The sequence below is a fragment of the Actinocorallia aurea genome (assembly GCF_054783995.1).
This window is the reverse complement of record NZ_BAAGPQ010000002.1, coordinates 794745-813383: the sequence shown is the minus strand read 5'-3', so window position 1 is coordinate 813383 and position 18639 is coordinate 794745. Positions and strand designations below refer to the sequence as shown.

The 18639-nt window shown below is 71.7% G+C and carries 17 protein-coding genes; 8 read left to right on the top strand and 9 right to left on the bottom strand.

What is annotated here, in order from left to right; all coding sequences use genetic code 11:
• The first annotated feature begins 6 nt into the window (after nt 1-6).
• Both ACYVOM_RS03980 and ACYVOM_RS03975 read left to right on the top strand, forming a co-directional pair.
• The gene (locus ACYVOM_RS03980; protein WP_460301820.1) at nt 7-1890 is read left to right on the top strand and encodes a fumarate reductase/succinate dehydrogenase flavoprotein subunit; all 1884 of its coding nucleotides are present in this window, start codon (nt 7-9) and stop codon (nt 1888-1890) included.
• Entirely contained in the window at nt 1890-2660 is a 771-nt protein-coding gene (locus ACYVOM_RS03975) for a succinate dehydrogenase/fumarate reductase iron-sulfur subunit (protein WP_460301819.1), read from the top strand. The genes ACYVOM_RS03980 and ACYVOM_RS03975 overlap by 1 nt, the downstream gene beginning before the upstream one ends.
• A gap of 72 nt (nt 2661-2732) precedes the next feature.
• On the opposite strand, the gene ACYVOM_RS03970 is transcribed toward ACYVOM_RS03975, so the two are convergent.
• From ACYVOM_RS03970 to ACYVOM_RS03950, 5 genes are all read right to left on the bottom strand, one after another.
• Nucleotides 2733-3305, bottom strand: coding sequence for a hypothetical protein (locus ACYVOM_RS03970; protein WP_460301818.1), 573 nt, complete (start codon nt 3303-3305; stop codon nt 2733-2735).
• Between the two features lie 165 nt (nt 3306-3470).
• Nucleotides 3471-4211 (bottom strand): succinate dehydrogenase/fumarate reductase iron-sulfur subunit, encoded by a 741-nt coding sequence (locus ACYVOM_RS03965; RefSeq protein ID WP_460301817.1) that lies wholly within the window; start codon nt 4209-4211, stop codon nt 3471-3473.
• 14 nt (nt 4212-4225) lie between these two features.
• Nucleotides 4226-6184 (bottom strand): fumarate reductase/succinate dehydrogenase flavoprotein subunit, encoded by a 1959-nt coding sequence (locus ACYVOM_RS03960; RefSeq protein WP_460301816.1) that lies wholly within the window; start codon nt 6182-6184, stop codon nt 4226-4228.
• Complete coding sequence (locus tag ACYVOM_RS03955; protein WP_460301815.1) at nt 6184-6873, bottom strand: succinate dehydrogenase cytochrome b subunit; 690 nt, start codon at nt 6871-6873, stop codon at nt 6184-6186. Before ACYVOM_RS03955 ends, ACYVOM_RS03960 begins: the two co-directional genes overlap by 1 nt.
• 192 nt (nt 6874-7065) lie before the next feature.
• Nucleotides 7066-7623: a peroxiredoxin-like family protein gene (locus tag ACYVOM_RS03950; RefSeq protein WP_460301814.1), complete on the bottom strand. Its 558-nt coding sequence runs from the start codon at nt 7621-7623 to the stop codon at nt 7066-7068.
• Nucleotides 7624-7688: 65 nt separating this feature from the next.
• On the opposite strand from ACYVOM_RS03950, the gene ACYVOM_RS03945 reads away from it, so the two are divergent.
• Complete coding sequence (locus ACYVOM_RS03945) at nt 7689-8303, top strand: TetR/AcrR family transcriptional regulator (protein WP_460301813.1); 615 nt, start codon at nt 7689-7691, stop codon at nt 8301-8303.
• 24 nt (nt 8304-8327) lie between these two features.
• Here ACYVOM_RS03945 and ACYVOM_RS03940 read toward each other — a convergent pair whose 3' ends face one another.
• Nucleotides 8328-10397 (bottom strand): S9 family peptidase, encoded by a 2070-nt coding sequence (locus tag ACYVOM_RS03940; RefSeq protein WP_460301812.1) that lies wholly within the window; start codon nt 10395-10397, stop codon nt 8328-8330.
• Nucleotides 10398-10498: 101 nt separating this feature from the next.
• Here ACYVOM_RS03940 and ACYVOM_RS03935 point away from each other — a divergent pair, with 101 nt between their 5' ends.
• Nucleotides 10499-11446 carry a LysR family transcriptional regulator gene (locus ACYVOM_RS03935; RefSeq protein ID WP_460301811.1) on the top strand — a complete coding sequence of 316 codons (948 nt, stop codon included), beginning with the start codon at nt 10499-10501 and terminating at the stop codon, nt 11444-11446.
• Nucleotides 11447-11484: 38 nt separating this feature from the next.
• Here ACYVOM_RS03935 and ACYVOM_RS03930 read toward each other — a convergent pair whose 3' ends face one another.
• Nucleotides 11485-13176, bottom strand: coding sequence for an ABC transporter ATP-binding protein (locus ACYVOM_RS03930; RefSeq protein ID WP_460301810.1), 1692 nt, complete (start codon nt 13174-13176; stop codon nt 11485-11487).
• 66 nt (nt 13177-13242) lie between these two features.
• Nucleotides 13243-14967 (bottom strand): ABC transporter transmembrane domain-containing protein, encoded by a 1725-nt coding sequence (locus ACYVOM_RS03925; RefSeq protein WP_460301809.1) that lies wholly within the window; start codon nt 14965-14967, stop codon nt 13243-13245.
• A 156-nt stretch (nt 14968-15123) separates the two neighbouring features.
• Between ACYVOM_RS03925 and mshB the strand changes: the two genes are divergently transcribed.
• The 3 genes from mshB to ACYVOM_RS03910 are packed head-to-tail and all read left to right on the top strand — an operon-like array spanning nt 15124 to nt 16880.
• Entirely contained in the window at nt 15124-15975 is an 852-nt protein-coding gene (gene mshB / locus ACYVOM_RS03920; protein ID WP_460301808.1) for an N-acetyl-1-D-myo-inositol-2-amino-2-deoxy-alpha-D-glucopyranoside deacetylase, read from the top strand.
• Nucleotides 15976-15981: 6 nt separating this feature from the next.
• A complete protein-coding gene (locus tag ACYVOM_RS03915; RefSeq protein ID WP_460301807.1) occupies nt 15982-16389 on the top strand; it encodes a DUF6113 family protein in 408 nt (135 codons plus the stop codon).
• On the top strand, nt 16386-16880 hold the full coding sequence (locus ACYVOM_RS03910) for a flavin reductase family protein (protein ID WP_460301806.1): 495 nt from the start codon (nt 16386-16388) through the stop codon (nt 16878-16880). Before ACYVOM_RS03915 ends, ACYVOM_RS03910 begins: the two co-directional genes overlap by 4 nt.
• 16 nt (nt 16881-16896) lie before the next feature.
• Here ACYVOM_RS03910 and ACYVOM_RS03905 read toward each other — a convergent pair whose 3' ends face one another.
• A complete protein-coding gene (locus ACYVOM_RS03905; protein ID WP_460301805.1) occupies nt 16897-17334 on the bottom strand; it encodes an Lrp/AsnC family transcriptional regulator in 438 nt (145 codons plus the stop codon).
• A 67-nt stretch (nt 17335-17401) separates the two neighbouring features.
• Between ACYVOM_RS03905 and rocD the strand changes: the two genes are divergently transcribed.
• A complete protein-coding gene (gene rocD, locus ACYVOM_RS03900) occupies nt 17402-18592 on the top strand; it encodes an ornithine--oxo-acid transaminase (RefSeq protein ID WP_460301804.1) in 1191 nt (396 codons plus the stop codon).
• The last annotated feature ends 47 nt before the right edge of the window (nt 18593-18639 follow it).

The following is an 18639-nucleotide window of genomic DNA, read 5'->3' as shown; positions in this document are numbered from 1 at the left end:
GCCCTCATGACTGAACTCGAACGACACTCCTACGACGTCGTCGTCATCGGAGCGGGCGGCGCGGGCCTGCGCGCCGCGATCGAGGCGCGGCTGCGCGGCAAGAAGGTCGCGGTCATCTCCAAGTCGCTGTTCGGCAAGGCGCACACCGTCATGGCCGAGGGCGGCGCGGCGGCGTCGATGGGCAACGTCAACAGCAACGACAACTGGCAGGTCCACTTCCGCGACACGATGCGCGGCGGGAAGTTCCTGAACAGCTGGCGGATGGCCGAGCTGCACGCCAAGGAGGCGCCGGACCGCGTCTGGGAGCTGGAGGCCTGGGGCGCGCTGTTCGACCGCACCAAGGACGGCAAGATCTCCCAGCGCAACTTCGGCGGCCACACCTACCCCCGCCTCGCGCACGTCGGCGACCGGACGGGCCTGGAGCTCATCCGCACCACCCAGCAGAAGATCGTCTCCCTCCAGCAGGAGGACCACGCCGAGTTCGGCGACTACGAGGCCCGCATCAAGGTGTGGGCCGAGACGACGGTGACGAAGCTGCTGAAGAACGGCGACCGGATCTGCGGCGCGTTCGCCTACGTCCGGGAGACCGGCAAGTTCGTCGTGTTCGAGGCCCCGGCCGTCGTGCTGGCGACCGGCGGTATCGGCAAGGCGTTCAAGGTGACGTCGAACTCCTGGGAGTACACCGGCGACGGACACGCGCTCGCCCTGCTGGCCGGCGCGACCCTGCTGAACATGGAGTTCATCCAGTTCCACCCGACGGGCATGGTCTGGCCCCCCTCGGTGAAGGGCATCCTCGTCACCGAGTCGGTGCGCGGCGACGGCGGCGTCCTCACCAACTCCGAGGGCAAGCGCTTCATGTTCGACTACATCCCGGACGTCTTCAAGGAGCAGTACGCCACGACGCCCGAAGAAGGCGACCGCTGGTACACCGACCCCGACAACAACCGCCGCCCGCCGGAGCTGCTGCCGCGCGACGAGGTCGCCCGCGCCATCAACTCCGAGGTGAAGGCGGGCCGGGGCAGCCCCCAGGGCGGCGTGTTCCTCGACGTGTCCTCGCGCCTTCCGGCCGAGCAGATCATCAAGAAGCTCCCGTCGATGCACCACCAGTTCAAGGAGCTGGCGGACGTCGACATCACCAAGGAGCCGATGCAGGTCGGCCCGACCTGCCACTACGTGATGGGCGGCGTCGAGGTCGATCCGGACACGGGCGCCGCCTCGGTGCCGGGCTTGTTCGCGGCGGGCGAGTGCTCGGGCGGCATGCACGGCTCCAACCGGCTCGGCGGTAACTCGCTGACGGACCTGCTGGTGTTCGGCAGGCGCGCGGGCGAGGGCGCGGTGGACTACCTGGAAGGGCTCGCCGAGCTGCCGGGCGTCCCCGAGGCCGAGGTCGAGGCCGCCGAGGCCGAGGCGCTCGCGCCGTTCACCCGGCCGGAGGGCGAGAACCCCTACACGGTGCACGCCGAGCTCCAGACGACGATGAACGAGCTGGTCGGCATCATCCGCACCGAGAGCGAGCTGCAGGAGGCCCTCGCCGGGCTGGTGAAGCTGCGCGAGCGGGTCGCGGGCGTCGGCGTGACGGGCGCGGGTCCCGGCGGGCGCGGCTACCACCCGGGCTGGCACCTGGCCCTGGACCTGCGCAACATGCTCCTGGTCTCCGAGTGCGTCGCCAAGGCGGCCCTGGAGCGGCAGGAGTCGCGCGGCGGCCACACCCGTGAGGACTACCCCGGCATGTCGTCGGAGTGGCGCAAGGTCAACCTCGTCTGCTCCCTGAACTCCGACGGCGGCGTCGAGCTGGCGCACCAGCCGATCGTCCCGATGCGCACCGATCTGCTGGAGCTCTTCGAGACCTCCGAACTGAAGAAGTACCTCACCGAAGAGGAGCTGCCGTAATGGGTTACCTGGCCAAGTTCCGCGTCTGGCGCGGAGACAGCGGGCAAGGGGCGCTGGAGGACTTCGAGGTCGAGGTCAACGAGGGCGAGGTGGTCCTCGACGTCATCCACCGGCTCCAGGCGACGCAGACCCCCGACCTGGCCGTCCGCTGGAACTGCAAGGCGGGCAAGTGCGGCTCGTGCTCGGCGGAGGTCAACGGCAAGCCCCGGCTGATGTGCATGTGCCGGATGTCGACCTTCACCGAGGACGAGACGATCACGGTCACCCCGGTCCGGACGTTCCCCGTCATCCGCGACCTCGTCACCGACGTGTCGTTCAACTACGAGAAGGCCAGGCAGGTCCCGTCCTTCGACGGCGGCGACGTCCAGCCGGGCGAGTTCCGGATGCAGCAGATCGACGTGGAGCGCTCGCAGGAGTTCCGCAAGTGCATCGAGTGCTTCCTGTGCCAGAACGTCTGCCACGCGATCCGCGACCACGAGGAGAACATGCCGGCCTACGCCGGTCCTCGGTTCCTCATGCGGGTGGCCGAGCTGGAGATGCACCCCGCCGACGTCCTTGACCGGCGGGAGATCGCGCAGGACGACTTCGGCCTCGGCCTGTGCAACATCACCAAGTGCTGCACCGAGGTGTGCCCCGAGCACATCAAGATCACCGACAACGCACTCATTCCGCTGAAGGAGCGCGTCGCGGGCAAGAAGTACGACCCCCTGGTGTGGCTGGGCAGCAAGCTCGGCATCGTCCGCAAGGGCGAGGACACCCCGAAGGCCTGACCCCGCGCATGCGAAAGGCCCCCGGCGCGCCGGGGGCCTTTCGCATGTGGTGCGCGGTCGCTGAGCCGCGGGTCAGCGGGCGGCGACGGTGAACAGCGTGATGATGAGGTTGCTGAGCTGCTTGGCGCCGTGCTTGTCGCCGGCGTCGCCGAGGAGGGCGTCGAGGGTCCAGACGACCTTCTGCGCCTGGGCGTCGTCGGCGCCGGCCGCGCGGGCGGCGGGGGCGGTGGTCTCGACCGGGGTCGTGGCGGTGGCCTCCGGGGTCGCGGTGACGGTGACGGTCACGGTCGGCGCGGGGGTGGGGGTGCCGCCGAGACCGCCGGAGATCTCGGTGAGGACCGCCTGGAGCTGCCCGAAGATGTCGATGAGCTGCTGCGGCGTCAGTGAGAAGACCGCCTGGACCAGCGGCAGGAGGTTCGCGTAGTTGCCGGCGAGGATCTCATTGGCGTAGCCCTGGATGTCGGCCGGGAACACCGCGAGCACCTGGGTGATGATCGCGTTCAGGTCGAGTTCGGCGGCGGCCAGGGCCGGCGCCGCGGCCGGGGCGGCCTTGGGGGCCGCGGAGGCCGGCGCCACCGAGGTCAGCGCCGGGGTGATCGCCAGGGCGAGGGTGGCGGCGAGCAGTGCGGGCTTGCGGACCTTCACAGGGTGCTCCTGGGCAAGAGGGGGGAGGGTTGAGAGCCTGCCAAGGCTAGTGGGAGAAGTGAAGACGTTTCAACATTTGTCCTCTTGCGGTCCGCATGTGACAGAACAAGACGAAAGGGCGCTGAACGGTCTCCCGTTCGAGCGCCCTTCCAGGGTCGTGCGCGACTACTTGCCGGAGGCGTGCAGCCAGTCGTGGTTCATCCGGCCGATGAACTCCAGCGGGATGCCCTTCGGGCAGGCCACGGTGCACTCGCCGGTGTTGGTGCAGCCGCCGAAGTCCAGGTCGTCATGGGTGTGGACCATGTTGAGGACCCGGCTGTCGCGCTCGGGCTGGCCCTGCGGGAGCAGGCCGAGGTGCGAGATCTTCGCCGACAGGAACAGCGAGCCTGAGCCGTTCGGGCACGCCGCGACGCAGGCGCCGCAGCCGATGCACTCGGCGGCGACGAACGCCTTGTCGGCGTCGGCCTTGGGCACCGGGGTGGCGTGCGCGTCGGGCGCGGTGCCGGTCGGGGCGGAGATGTAGCCGCCCGCCTCGATGATCTTGTCGAACGCGCTGCGGTCGACGACCAGGTCCTTGACGACCGGGAACGCCTTGGCCCGCCACGGCTCGACGTCGATCGTCTCGCCGTCCTTGAACTTGCGCATGTGCAGCTGGCACGTGGTGGTGTTGCGCTCGGGGCCGTGCGGCTGGCCGTTGATGACCAGCGAGCACATGCCGCAGATTCCCTCGCGGCAGTCGTGGTCGAACGCGATCGGCTCCTCGCCCTCCACGGTGAGGCGCTCGTTGAGCACGTCGAGCATCTCGAGGAACGAGGCGTCCTCGGAGATGTTCTCGACGTCGTAGGTGACCATCCGGCCCTTGTCGGCGGCGTTCGTCTGACGCCAGATGCGGAGCTTCAGCTTCATGTTCTTCGCGCCTCTTACTTGTAAGAGCGGGTGCTCGGCTTGACGTACTCGAAGACGAGCTCTTCCTTGTGGAGGACGGGCCTGTCGCCGCCGGTCCACTCCCAGGCCGCCGCGTAGGAGAAGTTCTCGTCGTCGCGCTTGGCCTCGCCCTCCTCGTCCTGCGACTCGGCCCGGAAGTGGCCGCCGCAGGACTCGGTGCGGTGCAGCGCGTCGATGCACATGAGCTCGCCGAGCTCCAGGAAGTCGGCGACGCGGCCGGCCTTCTCCAGCGACTGGTTGAGGTCGTCGCCCGATCCGGGGACGGTGACGTTCTCCCAGAAGTCCTCGCGCAGCGCCCGGATCATGCCGATGGCCTTGCGCAGGCCCTCGTCGGTGCGCTCCATGCCGCAGTACTCCCACATGATGTGGCCGAGTTCGCGGTGGTAGGAGTCGACGGTCCGGTCGCCCTTGATGGACAGGAACTTCTCGACCTGGGCGTGGACGCCGTCGACGGCGGCCTGGACGGTCTCGTCCGGGACGGGCGTCGCCGGGTTCTTGGCCAGGTACTCGCCGACCGTCTGCGGGATGACGAAGTAGCCGTCGGCCAGGCCCTGCATCAGCGCGGACGCGCCGAGGCGGTTGGCGCCGTGGTCGGAGAAGTTGGCCTCGCCGAGCACGAACATGCCCGGGATGGTGGACTCCAGGTCGTAGTCGACCCACAGGCCGCCCATCGTGTAGTGCACGGCGGGGTAGATGCGCATCGGCTGCTCGTACGGGTTCTCACCCGTGATGCGCTCGTACATCTGGAAGAGGTTGTCGTACTTGGCCTCGACGGCGCCCCGGCCGAGGCGGCCGATCGCGTCGGCGAAGTCCAGGTAGACGCCCAGGCCGCCGGGGCCGACGCCGCGGCCCTCGTCGCAGACGTTCTTGGCGGCGCGGGAGGCGATGTCACGCGGCACCAGGTTGCCGAACGCCGGGTAGATGCGCTCCAGGTAGTAGTCGCGCTCGTCCTCGGGGATGTCGGAGGGCCGGCGGCTGTCGCCGGCCTCCTTCGGCACCCACACCCGGCCGTCGTTGCGCAGCGACTCCGACATCAGGGTCAGCTTCGACTGGTGGTCGCCGGAGACCGGGATGCAGGTCGGGTGGATCTGCGTGTAGCAGGGGTTGGCGAAGTACGCGCCGTGCTTGTGCGCCCGCCAGGCGGCGGTGACGTTGGAGCCCATGGCGTTCGTCGACAGGAAGTAGACGTTGCCGTAGCCGCCGGTCGCGAGGATGACGACGTCGGCGGTGTAGGACTTGATCTCGCCGCTGATCAGGTCGCGGACGACGACGCCGCGCGCCTTGCCCTCGTGCATGATCAGGTCGAGCATCTCGTGCCGGGCGTGCAGCTCGACGTTGCCCGCGTCGACCTGGCGCATCAGCGCCTGGTAGGCGCCGAGCAGGAGCTGCTGGCCCGTCTGGCCGCGGGCGTAGAAGGTGCGGGAGACCTGCGCGCCGCCGAAGGAGCGGTTGTCGAGCAGGCCGCCGTACTCGCGGGCGAAGGGGACGCCCTGCGCGACGCACTGGTCGATGATCTGGGTGGAGATCTCCGCCAGGCGGTGCACGTTGGACTCGCGGGCGCGGAAGTCGCCGCCCTTGACCGTGTCGTAGAACAGCCGGTGCACCGAGTCGCCGTCGTTGCGGTAGTTCTTGGCGGCGTTGATGCCGCCCTGCGCGGCGATGGAGTGGGCGCGGCGCGGGGAGTCCTGGAAGCAGAACTGGATGACCTTGTAGCCCAGCTCGCCCAGGGTCGCGCCCGCGGAGCCGCCCGCGAGGCCGGTGCCGACGATGATGACGGTCTTCTTGCGCTTGTTGGCCGGGTTGACCAGCTTCACGTCGAACTTGCGCTTGGTCCACCGCTGCTCGACCGGGGTCGAGGCAGGGGCCTTGGTGTCGGCGACGGGCTCGCCGAGGTCGTAGAGATCCAGTTCGGGAATCTCGGTCGCGTCGCTCATTAGTCGACCACCCCCAGGGTCACGGAAATCGGAACGATCAGGAAGCCGATGCTGAGCAGGACGGCGAAGCCGGTCGCGGCGAGGTTCAGGGCCTTGTCGCGCTTGGGGTTCTTCACGCCGAGGGTCTGCACCGCGCTGACGATGCCGTGCCGCAGGTGGAAGCCCAGCATGATCATGGAGACGACGTAGAAGATCGTCACCCACCAGCGGTCGGGGGCGAAGCCGGCGACCACGTTCTGGTAAGCCTCGCCGTGCACGCCGTTGGGGTTCGCGACGCCGACGGTCAGGTCGAGGATGTGCCAGATGATGAACAGCAGGATGATGACGCCGCCCCAGCGCATGGTGCGCGCGGCGTAGGAGCCGTTCACCTTCGCGCGGTGCTGGTACTTCACCGGCCGGGCGCGCTTGGCGCGGACGGTGAGTTCGGCCGCGGTGCTGAAGTGCAGGATGACGGCGACGACCAGCGCGACGCGCAGGATCCAGAGGAACCACTCGTGGTGGAGTGCCGGCTCCCCGATCGTGCGCAACCAGGCGGCGTAACCGTTGAACTCGTCGAGACCGAAGAAGATCTTCAGGTTCCCGACCATATGTCCGATGAGAAAGAGGATCATGAACGCGCCTGTGACGGCCATGATCGCTTTCTTGCCTACCGAAGAGCGGTAGAGAGCGGGGATCGACGCAATAGCCACGGTTCGGAACCGTACAAATGCGACAACGGTTCGTCCAAGTCATCGAACATCTGGCTTCCATAGCCTGAGGCTATGGTCCCTTGCCCGATGGCCCTTCGGCCTCCCGGGGCCCCTCTCTCGGTGACTGAACTCACAGAGAGTCAAGGAACCATTTCGTTGCTCTACGGAGCGTAGTACTACCGTACATAGTAGTCAACGCGGGGTCTGCGCGAGGGCGAGGAGCTCGTCCACGCTCCACTGGTCATCGGCGTGCGCGCCGATCCTGGCGGCGAGCACCTCGCCGCCGGGGGCGATGAGGAAGTCGCCCGGAAGGCCCAGCCGCCCGCCTGTGGGGCGCAGCGCGGGGAACTTCGCCTTGCCGCGCAGCGCCCGCGGCAGTTCGGCGGCCACCGCCCGGACGATCCCGGGCCAGACGCGCGGGTCGAGCAGAGCCCTCGGCGCGCTCTCCACACCGAATTCAACGTACAACCGCCTGGCCGGATCGGCGACGACGGCGAAGGGCAGTTCCGCCACGTGCGGGCGCAGTTCCCCGACGGGGGCGTGGAAGACCGCGACCTCGGTGACGCCCGCGGCCTGGATCTCGGGGTACCGCCGGGCGACCGACCGCAGGTGCACGTTGCAGATGGGGCATCCGGCGAACCTGCGGAACTGGAGGTGCACCAGGCCGTCGGGGTGGGGGACGGGCGCGGGCGCGCCCGTCACGGTCTCCAGGGTGCGCGGGGCGACGATGCTCTGCTCGGTGACGGTCATGGCTGCCTCCTGTAGGCGTAGGGCATACGCTTACAAAGATAGGCGTATCCCCTACGCTGTCAAGGGTGCCGAGGCCGCGATCGCTCACCCCAGACCGGATCTCCGAGGCGGCGCTGGCCGTCATCGACGCCGAAGGGCTGGCCGCGCTGAGCATGAAGGCCGTCGCCGCGCGCCTGGGCATGGGCGCGATGTCGCTCTACCGGTACGTCGCCGACCGTGCGGAGCTCGAGGAACTCGTCGTCGAGCGGGTCATGGCCGACGTGGACACCGAGGTGCCCGAAGGCCCGTGGCGTGAGCGGATCGCCGTGCTGGCCGAACGGGTGCGGGCGGCCGTCGCCCGCCACCCGAACGCCCTGCCGCTCACCGCGGCCCACCGGGACGGCTCGCCCTCGCTGGCGCGGTGGAGCGAGGCGGTCCTTGCGGTGCTGACCGGGGCGGGCTTCACCGGCGCGGACAGGGTCGTGGCGCTGCGCGCGCTCGTCGCCTACCTCGTCGGCGCGATCGAACTGGAGCACCGGGGGCCGCTGGACGGGCGGAGCACCCGGCGCATGGCCGGGCTCACGGGGTTCCCGCTGCTCGCGGAGACCGCGCGGGACGCGGCGGCCCTGCCGCCCGGCGCCGAGTTCCGGCGCGGCCTCGACCTGCTGCTGGACGGCCTGGCCGGGGCGTCCGCGCCATGACGGCCCGGACGCCCCGGCACGAGGTCAGGCCAGGGGCAGGGAGTCCTTGAGGAAGGCCACCTGGAGGTGCAGGAGGTTCTCGGCGACGATCTCCTGCGGCGTCATGTGGGTGACGCCCGAGAGTGGCAGGACGGTGTGGGGGCGGCCCGCGGCCAGCAGGGCGCTGGACAGGCGCAGGGTGTGCGCGGCCACCACGTTGTCGTCGGCGAGGCCGTGGATGATCATCAGGGGACGGGTCAGCGCGGGCGCGTCCTCGATGAGCGAGTTGGCCTTGTAGACGTCCGGGTCCTCGCCAGGGTCGCCCAGGTAGCGCTCGGTGTAGTGGGTGTCGTACAGGCTCCAGTCGGTGACCGGGGCGCCCGCGACGGCCGCGTGGAACACGTCGGGACGGCGCAGGACGGCCAGGGCCGCGAGGAACCCGCCGAACGACCACCCGCGGATCGCGACCCGGCCGAGGTCCAGCGGGTACCGCTCGGCGGCGGCCTGGAGGGCCGCGACCTGGTCCTCTAGGACGACGTCGCAGAAGTCGCCCTGGATGGTCCGCTCCCAGATCGGGCCGCGGCCCGGCGTGCCGCGGTTGTCCGCGACGATCACCGCGAAGCCCTGGTCGGCGAGGTACTGCGCCTCGCAGAACGCCCGCCCGGCCGCCAGGACGCGCTGGGCGCCGGGCCCGCCGTACGGGTCCATGAGGACGGGCAGCCGCTCGCCGGACGCCGGGTCGAACCCGGCCGGCAGCAGCACCGCGGTCCGGATCTCCCGGTCGCCCGCGGAGAACACCTCGACCCGCGGTGTGATCACCGGGATCTCCGCGTGGTTGGCGATCTCCACGGCCGAGCCGCGGATCCAGGTCCGCGCCCGCGTCGAGTCCAGCGTGGTGCCCGACAGCACGACGACGCCGCCCGCCCGGACCGCCGAGAACACGCCCCGGCCTTCGGTGAGCCGGGTGAGGCCCTCGGGGGAGTACTCCCAGACGTGGACCTCCGTCGGCTCGTCCGAGGCGGTGAACAGCACCGACTCGCCGGAGACGTCGAGGACGGCCCGGACCTGGAGGCCGGGCGGGGTCACCGGCTCGCCCGCGACCGTCAGCCGGCGGGTGTGGTCGTCGTCGGCCGTCCAGACGAGCGCGCCGGAGCCGGTGCGCGCCGGGACGCCGCCGACGATCTCCAGCCAGGCCGCGTCGTGCGCGTTCTGCACGACGGTCGTCTGGCCGTCGAGCACGTCGACGCCGAGCACCCGCAGGGTCCGCTGGTCGCGGGTCTGCACCACGATGAGCGGGCCGCGGGAGTCCCAGGAGACGGTGACGAGGTAGGGGTACATGCCGCGGTCCCAGTCGACCGTGGCCTTCGGCTCGCCCTCGGCCCCGACGATCACCAGGGACACGATCGCGTTCGGCGTCCCGGCCGCCGGGTAGGCGACGGTCTGGGCGGGCCGCTCGGGATGCGCGGGGTCGGCGATGTGCCACCGGTGCACGGGGGTCTCGTCCACCCGGGCGACGAGCAGGGCCTCGCCCTTGGGCGACCACCAGAAGCCGCGCATGCGGCCCATCTCCTCGGCCGCGATGAACTCGGCGAGCCCGTAGGAGACCTGCTCGCTCTCCGACCGGGCCACCACGGTGTCGGCGCCCGAGGCCACGTCGATGACGTGCAGGGAGCGCCCCGAGACATAGGCGACGCGGGTGCCGCGCGGGTCGAGGCGCGGTCCGAAGACCGGCGCGACGGCGGGGAGCTGCTTGACCGACCCCGTGGCGAGATCGCAGGAGAACAGCTGGCCGCCGAGCGTGAACGCCGCGATCCTGGCGTTCTCGTCGGTGCTGTAGGAGACGATGCCGCCCGCGGACTCGCGGGCGCGCTCGCGCCGCGCCCGCTCCTCGGCAGGCAGGTCGCTCTCGTCGATGCCGAGCGAGGCGGGGTCGGCGAGCAGCCGCTCCTCGCCGGTGGCCGGATCCAGCCGCCACAGGCAGGTGACGGGGTCCGTGCCGTCCTTGCTCCGCAGGAAGACCACCGACGAGCCGTCCGGCGCGACGGTGACGCCGCGGGGCGCTCCGAGGGTGAACCTGCGGGTCCGGGCACTCTGGCGCGGGAAGCTCATCGTCATGACGCAAGCCTAAGCGCCTGGATCACCCCCCGAGCTGCGGCCTGTGGACAACCGCGCGACGGCGGCGGCACGGCGGGGGCAGGTGGGGAACAATGGCCGGTGTGCAGTTGCAGCAGCTGGCCTACTTCGTCGCGGTGGCGGAGATCCGCCACTTCACGCAGGCGGCCGAGTCGCTCGGCATCGCCCAGCCTTCGCTGTCCAAGCAGATCCGCGCGCTGGAGAAGGAACTGGGCGCGCCGCTGTTCAGCCGCGCGCGCGGCAACATCACGCTGACCCCGGCCGGCGACGTGCTGCTGCCGCTGGCCAAGCGCATCCTCGCCGACGTCGACACCGCGCGCCTCGAGGTGCGGGAGCTGGCCGGGCTGGTGCGCGGCAGGGTCCGGCTCGGCGCGACCCCGTCGCTGTGCGCGGGCCTCCTGGCCGACGCCCTGCGCCGCTTCCACGACGCCTACCCCGGCATCGACCTCACCGTCGAGGAGGGCGGCTCGCGCGACCTCGTGCGGGATCTGACGCGCGGCTCCCTCGACCTCGCCCTGGTGATCCTTCCCCTGGCCGACGACACGCCGCTGGTGACGACCCCGATCCTGCGCGAGCATCTGGTCGTGGCGATGCCGTCGGACCAGCGGCCCCGCCGCTCCCCGATGACGGTCGAGGACCTCAACGGCCGCGACCTGGTGATGTTCCGGGTCGGCTACGACCTGCGCGACTCCACGATCAGCGCCTGCCGCCAGGCCGGGTTCGAGCCCCGCTACGCGGTGGAGGGCGGCGAGATGGACGCGGTGCTGCGCTTCGTCGAGGCGGGCCTGGGGATCGCGGTCGTGCCGAGCATGGTCCTGGCGGGCCGTCCCGGGCTGCGCGGGGTGCCGCTGTCCCCGGGCGAGAACGGCGGCGGCGAGCGGCCCGGCCTGGAGCGCACGATCGCCATCGCGCACCGCAAGGACGTCGCGCCGACCCACGCCGCGCGGGCGTTCCGCGAGACGCTGGAGGCCTACCTCGGCGACGCCGCCCGCGACGGGTCGCTGCCGCCCGGCGTCCGGCACCTGATCTGAGCGGTCAGCAGCTCTGTGCGGTCGGTGGCTCCGCGCGGTCAGCGGGTCCACGTCTCCCAGAGCGCCGCGTACGAGCCTCCCCGGCTGACGAGTTCGTCGTGCGTGCCGAGTTCGGTGATCCTGCCGTCCTCGACCACCGCGACCCGGTCGGCGTCGTGCGCGGTGTGCAGCCGGTGCGCGATCGCGACGACGGTCCGGCCGCGCAGCACCGCGGCGAGCGAGCGCTCCAGGCCGCGGGCGGTGCGCGGGTCGATGAGCGAGGTCGCCTCGTCGAGGATCAGCGTGTGCGGGTCGGCCAGCACGAGCCGGGCCAGCGCGAGCCGCTGCGCCTCGGCGGGGGTCAGCGCCGCGCCGCCGGAGCCGACGACGGCGCCCAGATCGGGCCCCGTCCACCCGACGGCCTCCAGCGCCGCCAGCAGTTCGGCGTCGGGCGCCTGGCGGACGAGGGCGAGGTTGTCGCGCAGGGTCGCGCGGAAGACGTGGTGCTCCTGGGTGACCAGCGCGATCCGCTGCCGCAGGTCGTCCAGCGGCAGTTCGATCAGCGGGACCGCGCCGAGCTCGACCGTGCCGGTGCGCGGGCCGTCGATCCCCGCGAGCAGCCGCCCGAGCGTCGACTTGCCCGCCCCCGAGGGCCCCACGACGGCGAGCCGCTCGCCCGGCACCAGATCGAGGTCGACGCCGTGCAGCACGTCCCGTTCGGCGTAGGCGTAGCGGACCTCCCGCGCCGACAGCTCGGGCCCGGCGGGCTCGGCGGCGCCGGGGGAGCGGTCGGGCGGCACCTCGGCGACGCCCAGCAGCCGGGCCAGCGACGCCCCGCCGAGCTGGAGCTCGTCGAGCTGCATGAGCAGGATGTTCAGGGGATAGCCGAGCTGCTGCACGTACAGGGTCGCCGCGGTCACCTGGGCGAGGGAGGCATGTCCGTGCAGGTACAGCAGCCCGCCGAGCAGCAGGGTCCCGGCGACGGGGAGGACGTAGCTCAGCTCCAGCGCCGGGTTCCAGCGGGTGCGCAGCGACAGGGAGTACTTCTCCGCGCCCCAGCTTCCGGCGATCCGCGCGTCGGTGAGCGTCCGGCGCTGCTCCTCGCGGCCGAGCGCCGCCACGGTGCGCGCGCCGTTGACGGTCTCGGCGAAGGCGTCGATCAGCTCGGCCCACCGCTCCTGTTCGGCGAGGTAGGCCGCGAGGGCGCGCCTGAGGTACCAGCGGGTGGACAGCCACAGCAGCGGCGCCACCGCGAGCGTCGGCAGCAGCAGGAGCGGCGCGGTCAGCGCCAGGGCCGCGGCGGTGAACACCACGGTGACGCCGGAGACCAGGACCTGCGGGACGGCGTCCCGCACGGCGCTCTCCAGCAGGTCGACGTCGCGGGTCGAGCGGGTGAGGAGGTCGCCGGTGCCGGCGCGCTCCACCGTCGCCAGGGGAAGCCGCAGGGCCTGCCCGACGAAGTCCTCGCGCAGCTCCGCGAGGACCCGTTCGCCCAGGCGCGCCGACGCGGCGAACGCGGCACGGGTCAGCAGCGCCTGGACCACCGTGAAGGCGGCGATGCCCCCGGCGAGGAGGTCGATCCGGCGGCCCGGCTCCTCGACGAGCTGGGCGAACAGCCACGGCACGGCCAGGCCGGAGACCGTCGCCAGGGCGTGCAGCGCCACCGTGGCGGCCAGCTCACGCGGGTGCCGCAGCACCAGCCGCCGCGCGTAGGCCTTGGCCTGCGCGGCGCTCGCGATCGGCAGCTTCACCTCGCACCTCCCCGTCCCGCTCGTCGGCCCGCTTTTCGGCCGTGCGTCCCTTGCCCGTCGTCTTGCTCATGGGGCCTGGCGCCCTGGCCCGTAGGTCCCGTGTCCGCTCACGCCCGGTAATGCGCGGGTGACCGACGCGCGGTATCCGGGCGCCCCGGCCATGAGATCGGCGTGGCTGCCCTCGGCGGCCACCTTGCCGCGCTGGACGTGCACCACGTGGTCGGCGGCGGCGAGCACCAGCGGGCTCCCGGTGAACACCACAGTCGTGCGGCCCCTGCGGTACGCCGCGAGCCGTCCGGCGATCGCGGCCTCGGTGTGCGCGTCGACCGCGCTGGTCGGCTCCACGAGCACCAGCACCTCGGCGTCGGCGGCCAGCGCGCGGGCCAGCCGCAGCCTTTGGCGCTGCCCGCCGGAGAACTCGCGTCCGGCTTCGGCCACCCGCCCTTCGGCGAGCCCGCCGACCTCGGCCAGCACGTCCTCGGCGGACGCCGCCCGGACCGCCTCGGCCCGGCGCGCGTCCGTGCCCTCGGGCAGCAGTTCCTCCCGCAGCGGGCCGGTGAAGAGCACGTCCTCATCGGCCGCGTAGACGATGCGCCCGCGCAGGCCCCGCACCTCGGCCAAAGGCACCCCGCCGTAGGTGACGCCCTCGTCGGCGGTGTAGCCCGCCAGCCTGTCGGCGAGCCCGCCCGCGTCCTGCCCGGCCACCACAGCGGTGAACGCGCCGGGCCTGATCCGCAGCCCCGAGGCGTCGTCGGCCAGCTCGCCGCCCGACGGCTCGCGCACGCCGTCGCCGGGGAACCCGGGTTCCATCCGCAGGATGCGCACGACCCGGGAGGCGGCGACATGGCCCTTGGCGAGGTGCCCGGCGGCCTCGGCGAGCACCCAGAGCGGCGTCACGAGGAAGGCCGCGTATCCGTAGCAGGCCACGAGCTGGCCCGCGGTGATCTCGCCGGCCGCCGCGTAACGGGCGCCCATCCAGGTGACGAGCGTGAGCAGCAGGCCGGGGAACAGGACGCCCGCCGCGTGCAGCCACGCCTCGGCCCGGCCCGCCCGCGTCCCGGCCTCCCGCACCCGCTGCGACTCGGCGCGGAAGCGCCGCTCGAACAGGGACTCGCCGCCGACGCCGCGCAGCACCCGCAGCCCGGCGACGATGTCGGAGGCGGTCGCGGTCATCTCCCCGGTGCGGTCGCGCCGCTCGTTCTGGCGGCGGTGGATCGGCCGCAGCAGCGGCCCGCTGAGCGCGAGGACCGCGGGGACCCCGAGCAGCAGGACCAGGCCGAGCCGCACTTCGATGCCGAGGAGCACCACGGTGACGGCGGTGGCGGACAGGACCGCGCCCACCGTCCGGGCGAGTACCTCGACCACCGAGCCGAGCCGGGACACGTCGCCCGTCCCGACCGCGATCACCTCGCCCGAGCTGATCCGCCGCGCCAGCGAGTCGCCGAGCGCCCCGGCGTGCCGCGAGACCACCTGGACCGTCCGGTAGGCGGCGCCCAGCCACACCTTGACCGCCGCCCGGTGCCCCCAGATGCGGGACAGCGCCATCAGCAGCCCCAGCCCGAGCAGCACCCCCGTCCACGCGGCCAGCGCCCCGGCGTGCCGGGCGGTGATCCCCTCGTCGACGGCCCGGCCCAGCGCCGCGGGCATCAGCGCCTGCGCCGTCATCCCGACGACGCTCCACAGCGCCGAAGCCGCGAAGGCGAGCCCCTCCGCGCGGGTCAGCCATGCCAGGAAGCGCCACGGCCCGCCCGTGGCCGGGCTGCCGGGATCATGGACCGGAAGGTCGCGCATTCCTCGACGGTAAGTAACCGGACGGCGACGGCGCCACCGGTTTTTCGCGTGTTTCGACGTGCTCACGGCGGCCCGCGCAGATCGTCACCTGGATGTGAGGGTCGGCACGGCCCCTGGTGAAGAATCGGGGCCGCGGGGATGGTTACCCTGCAAGGCATGAGCGACCGCCGCATCCTGTTCGTGCACGCCCATCCCGACGACGAGTCGATCGGGACGGGCGCCACCATGGCCCGGTACGCGGCTGAAGGCGCCCAGGTGACCCTCGTGACGTGCACCCTGGGCGAGGAGGGCGAGATCATCCCGCCGGAGCTCGCCGAACTCGCCGCCGACCAGCGCGACGAGCTGGGCGTCTACCGGATCACGGAGCTGGACGCGGCCATGGAGGCCCTCGGCGTCACCGACCACCGGTACCTGGGCGGCCCGGGCCGCTGGCGCGACTCCGGCATGGCCGGGGTGCAGTCCAACGAGCGGTCCGAGGCGTTCTGGCAGGCCGATCTCGACGAGGCCGCGAGCCAGCTCGAAGAGGTGATCAAGGACGTGCGCCCGCAGGTCATGGTCACCTACGACGACAACGGCTACTACGGCCACCCCGACCACATCCAGGCCCACCGGGTCGCCTGGCGCGCGTTCCAGAACGTCCAGGGCACCGACTGGGAGGTCGCCAAGTTCTACGCGACGGCCATGCCCCGCTCGGTGATCGCCCGCTCCGTGGCCGTCCTCCAGGCCGGAGGACCCTTCCGCGGCCCCGCCTCGGTCGAGGAGGTCGCCTACGGCGTACCGGACGACGAGGTGACCACCGCGATCGACGCCCGCGCCTACCTGCCCCGCAAACTCACCGCCCTCGCCGCGCACCGCACCCAGATCACCGTCGCCGGCTCGCACTTCGCGCTGTCGGACAACGTCGGGCAGCAGGCCTTCGGCACCGAGTACTACACCCTGGTCGCCGGCCCCAAGGGGCCGGTCGGACCTGACGGGCGGGAATCCGACCTGTTCGGCGGGATAGCCTGAGTATCCGTGGAAGAGCAGCGAGTGAGCAGCGGGAACGGTGAAGAGGGCGCGGCCAAGGGGGCGCTCTACGGACTGCTCGCGCTCGGCGGCGCCCTGGTCGGCCTGATCGGGACCTTCCAGTACAACCGCGACGCCTCGCGGCCGCTGGTCTCGTGTCTGCTGGTGCTGGCCTGCACGTTCGTGGCGATCCGCGCGGCGGGCTGGGCGGCCGGAACCCGGACGGGGGCGCTGATCCCCGCGGTCACCTGGGTCATCACCACGAGCGCGCTGTCCGTCGGCAGGTCCGAGGGCGACATCCTGGTCGCGGGCAACGCCTACGGCCTGCTCTTCCTCTTCGGCGGCCTCGCGGTGGCACTCGGCGCGGTCCTCCTCACCCCCGCGCACCGGTCGTTCTTCACCGGGCTGCCCCGATGACCTCGCCCGATCCCCTCGACTTCCGCCGCGTTGCGGGCCGCTTCACCACGGGCATCACCGTCGTCACGACCGTCGCCGACGGCGTCCCGCACGCGATGACGATGAACGCCTTCACCACGGTGTCCCTGGAGCCGCTCCTGGTGCTGTTCTGCGCCGAGAAGAGGGCGCGCTTCCACGACACCGTGCTGGAGCAGGAGACGTGGGCGGTCTCCATTCTCGGCGAGCACTCCGAGGCCGCCTCGTCCTGGTTCGCGACGCGGGGCCGCCCCCTGGAGGGTCAGCTCGACGGATGGGCCACCCACCCCGGTCTCGTCACCGGAGCCCCGGTCTTCGACGAGGCCATCGGCGCCATGGAGTGCCGGACGCACGCCGTCCACGACGGGGGAGACCACAGCATCGTCGTCGGCGAGGTGCTCGCCGTGAGCACCCCCTCGGAGGGCGACCCTCTCCTTTACGACCGGGGCGCCTACCGGGCCCTGAAGCCCGAATAGGGGCCCGCCGGAGGGCTCAGAGGGCGTCGATCAGCCTGGACAGGACGATCGAGGTCTTCGTCTGCACGATCATCCGATCCACCCGGACCCTCTCCAGGGTCGCCTCGAGATGCGCGATGTCGCGGGCGCGCAGGTGCACGAGCGCGTCAGGCTCGCCGCTCACCGTGTAGCAGGCCACCACCTCGGGATGGCGGGAGAGGCTCGACCTGATCTGCTTCGCCGACGTGCCGCCCGCGCAGAAGATCTCCACGAACGCCTCGGTGGTCCAGCCGAGCGCCTCCGGGCTGACCTGGGCGCGATAGCCGGTGATCGCGCCCTCGGCGCGCAACCTGTCGACCCGTCGCTTGACCGCGGGGGCGGACAGGCCCACGTCGGTGCCGATTCGGGAATAGGAGGTTCGGGCGTCGGCGATGAGTGACGCAAGGATGCGCCGGTCGATCTCGTCAATTTGCAATGAATTGCCGTTCTAGCTGCTATTTCCACATTGGAGTGCTCTCCCCGGCGAGCCTAACCTGAGGTGCATGACCATCTCCTCTGAGCTGCGGACGCTGTCCGACGAGCACGCCGCGCACACCTACCACCCGCTGCCCGTCGTGATCGCCGAAGCCGAGGGCGTCTGGGTGACCGACGCGGACGGACGCCGTTACCTGGACATGCTCTCGGCGTACTCCGCGGTCAACTTCGGGCACCGCAACCCCCGCCTCACCGCCCGCGCCAAGGAGCAGCTCGACCGGGTCACCCTCGTCAGCCGGGCCTTCGACCACGACCAGTTCGGCCCGTTCGTCACCGAACTCGCCGCCCTGTGCGGCAAGGACATGGTCCTGCCCATGAACTCCGGCGCCGAAGGCGTCGAGACGGCCATCAAGACCGCACGCAAATGGGGCTACGAGGTCAAGGGCGTGCCCGCCGACCAGGCCAACATCATCGTGTTCGCCGGGAACTTCCACGGCAGGACCACCACGATCATCTCCTTCTCCGACGACCCCGAGGCGCACGAGCACTACGGCCCCTACACGCCCGGCTTCCGGACCGTCCCCTACGGCGACATCGACGCCGTCCGGGCCGCGGTCGACGGCTCGACCGTCGCCGTTCTCGTGGAGCCGATCCAGGGCGAGGCGGGCGTCAACGTGCCGCCGCGCGGCTTCCTGCGAGCGCTGCGGGAGCTGTGCGACGAGGCGGGCGTGCTGATGATCGACGACGAGATCCAGGCGGGCCTCGGCCGCGCCGGAGACACCTTCGCCGCCCAGTTCGAGGACGTCGTCCCCGACATCTACATCCTCGGCAAGGCCCTCGGCGGAGGCATCATGCCCGTCTCCGCGGTCGTGGCCGACCGCGACGTCCTCGGCGTCTTCCAGCCCGGCCAGCACGGCTCCACGTTCGGCGGGAACCCCCTCGCCTGCGCGATCGGCCGCGAGGTCGTCGCCATGCTGAACGAGGGCACCCACCAGCGCAACTCCAAGGAACTCGGCGCCTACATGCACGAGCGGCTCACCGAGCTGTCCGGCGTCTCCTCCGTCTCCGGGCGCGGCCTGTGGGCGGGCCTCCACCTCGACCGCAAGGCCCGTCCCGTGTCCGAGCGGCTGATGGAGCTCGGCGTCCTGGCCAAGGAGACCCACGAGACCACGATCCGCCTCGCGCCGCCGCTGACGATCACCCGCGAGGAGCTGGACTGGGCGCTGGAGCAGGTGCGCACCGCGCTCGCCGAGCACTGACCGGCCCGGGTACCCGCCGGTAACCCCGCGTCCGGCGATTGCCTACG

Coding starts and splice junctions, on each gene's coding strand:
- ACYVOM_RS03975 (WP_460301819.1), top strand. CDS start 1,890: ATGGGTTACCTGGCCAAGTTCCGCGTCTGGCGCGGAGACAGCGGGCAA.
- ACYVOM_RS03940 (WP_460301812.1), bottom strand. CDS start 10,397: ATGACGATGAGCTTCCCGCGCCAGAGTGCCCGGACCCGCAGGTTCACC.
- ACYVOM_RS03910 (WP_460301806.1), top strand. CDS start 16,386: ATGACCTCGCCCGATCCCCTCGACTTCCGCCGCGTTGCGGGCCGCTTC.
- ACYVOM_RS03950 (WP_460301814.1), bottom strand. CDS start 7,623: ATGACCGTCACCGAGCAGAGCATCGTCGCCCCGCGCACCCTGGAGACC.
- ACYVOM_RS03965 (WP_460301817.1), bottom strand. CDS start 4,211: ATGAAGCTGAAGCTCCGCATCTGGCGTCAGACGAACGCCGCCGACAAG.
- ACYVOM_RS03925 (WP_460301809.1), bottom strand. CDS start 14,967: ATGCGCGACCTTCCGGTCCATGATCCCGGCAGCCCGGCCACGGGCGGG.
- ACYVOM_RS03980 (WP_460301820.1), top strand. CDS start 7: ATGACTGAACTCGAACGACACTCCTACGACGTCGTCGTCATCGGAGCG.
- mshB (WP_460301808.1), top strand. CDS start 15,124: ATGAGCGACCGCCGCATCCTGTTCGTGCACGCCCATCCCGACGACGAG.
- ACYVOM_RS03960 (WP_460301816.1), bottom strand. CDS start 6,184: ATGAGCGACGCGACCGAGATTCCCGAACTGGATCTCTACGACCTCGGC.
- rocD (WP_460301804.1), top strand. CDS start 17,402: ATGACCATCTCCTCTGAGCTGCGGACGCTGTCCGACGAGCACGCCGCG.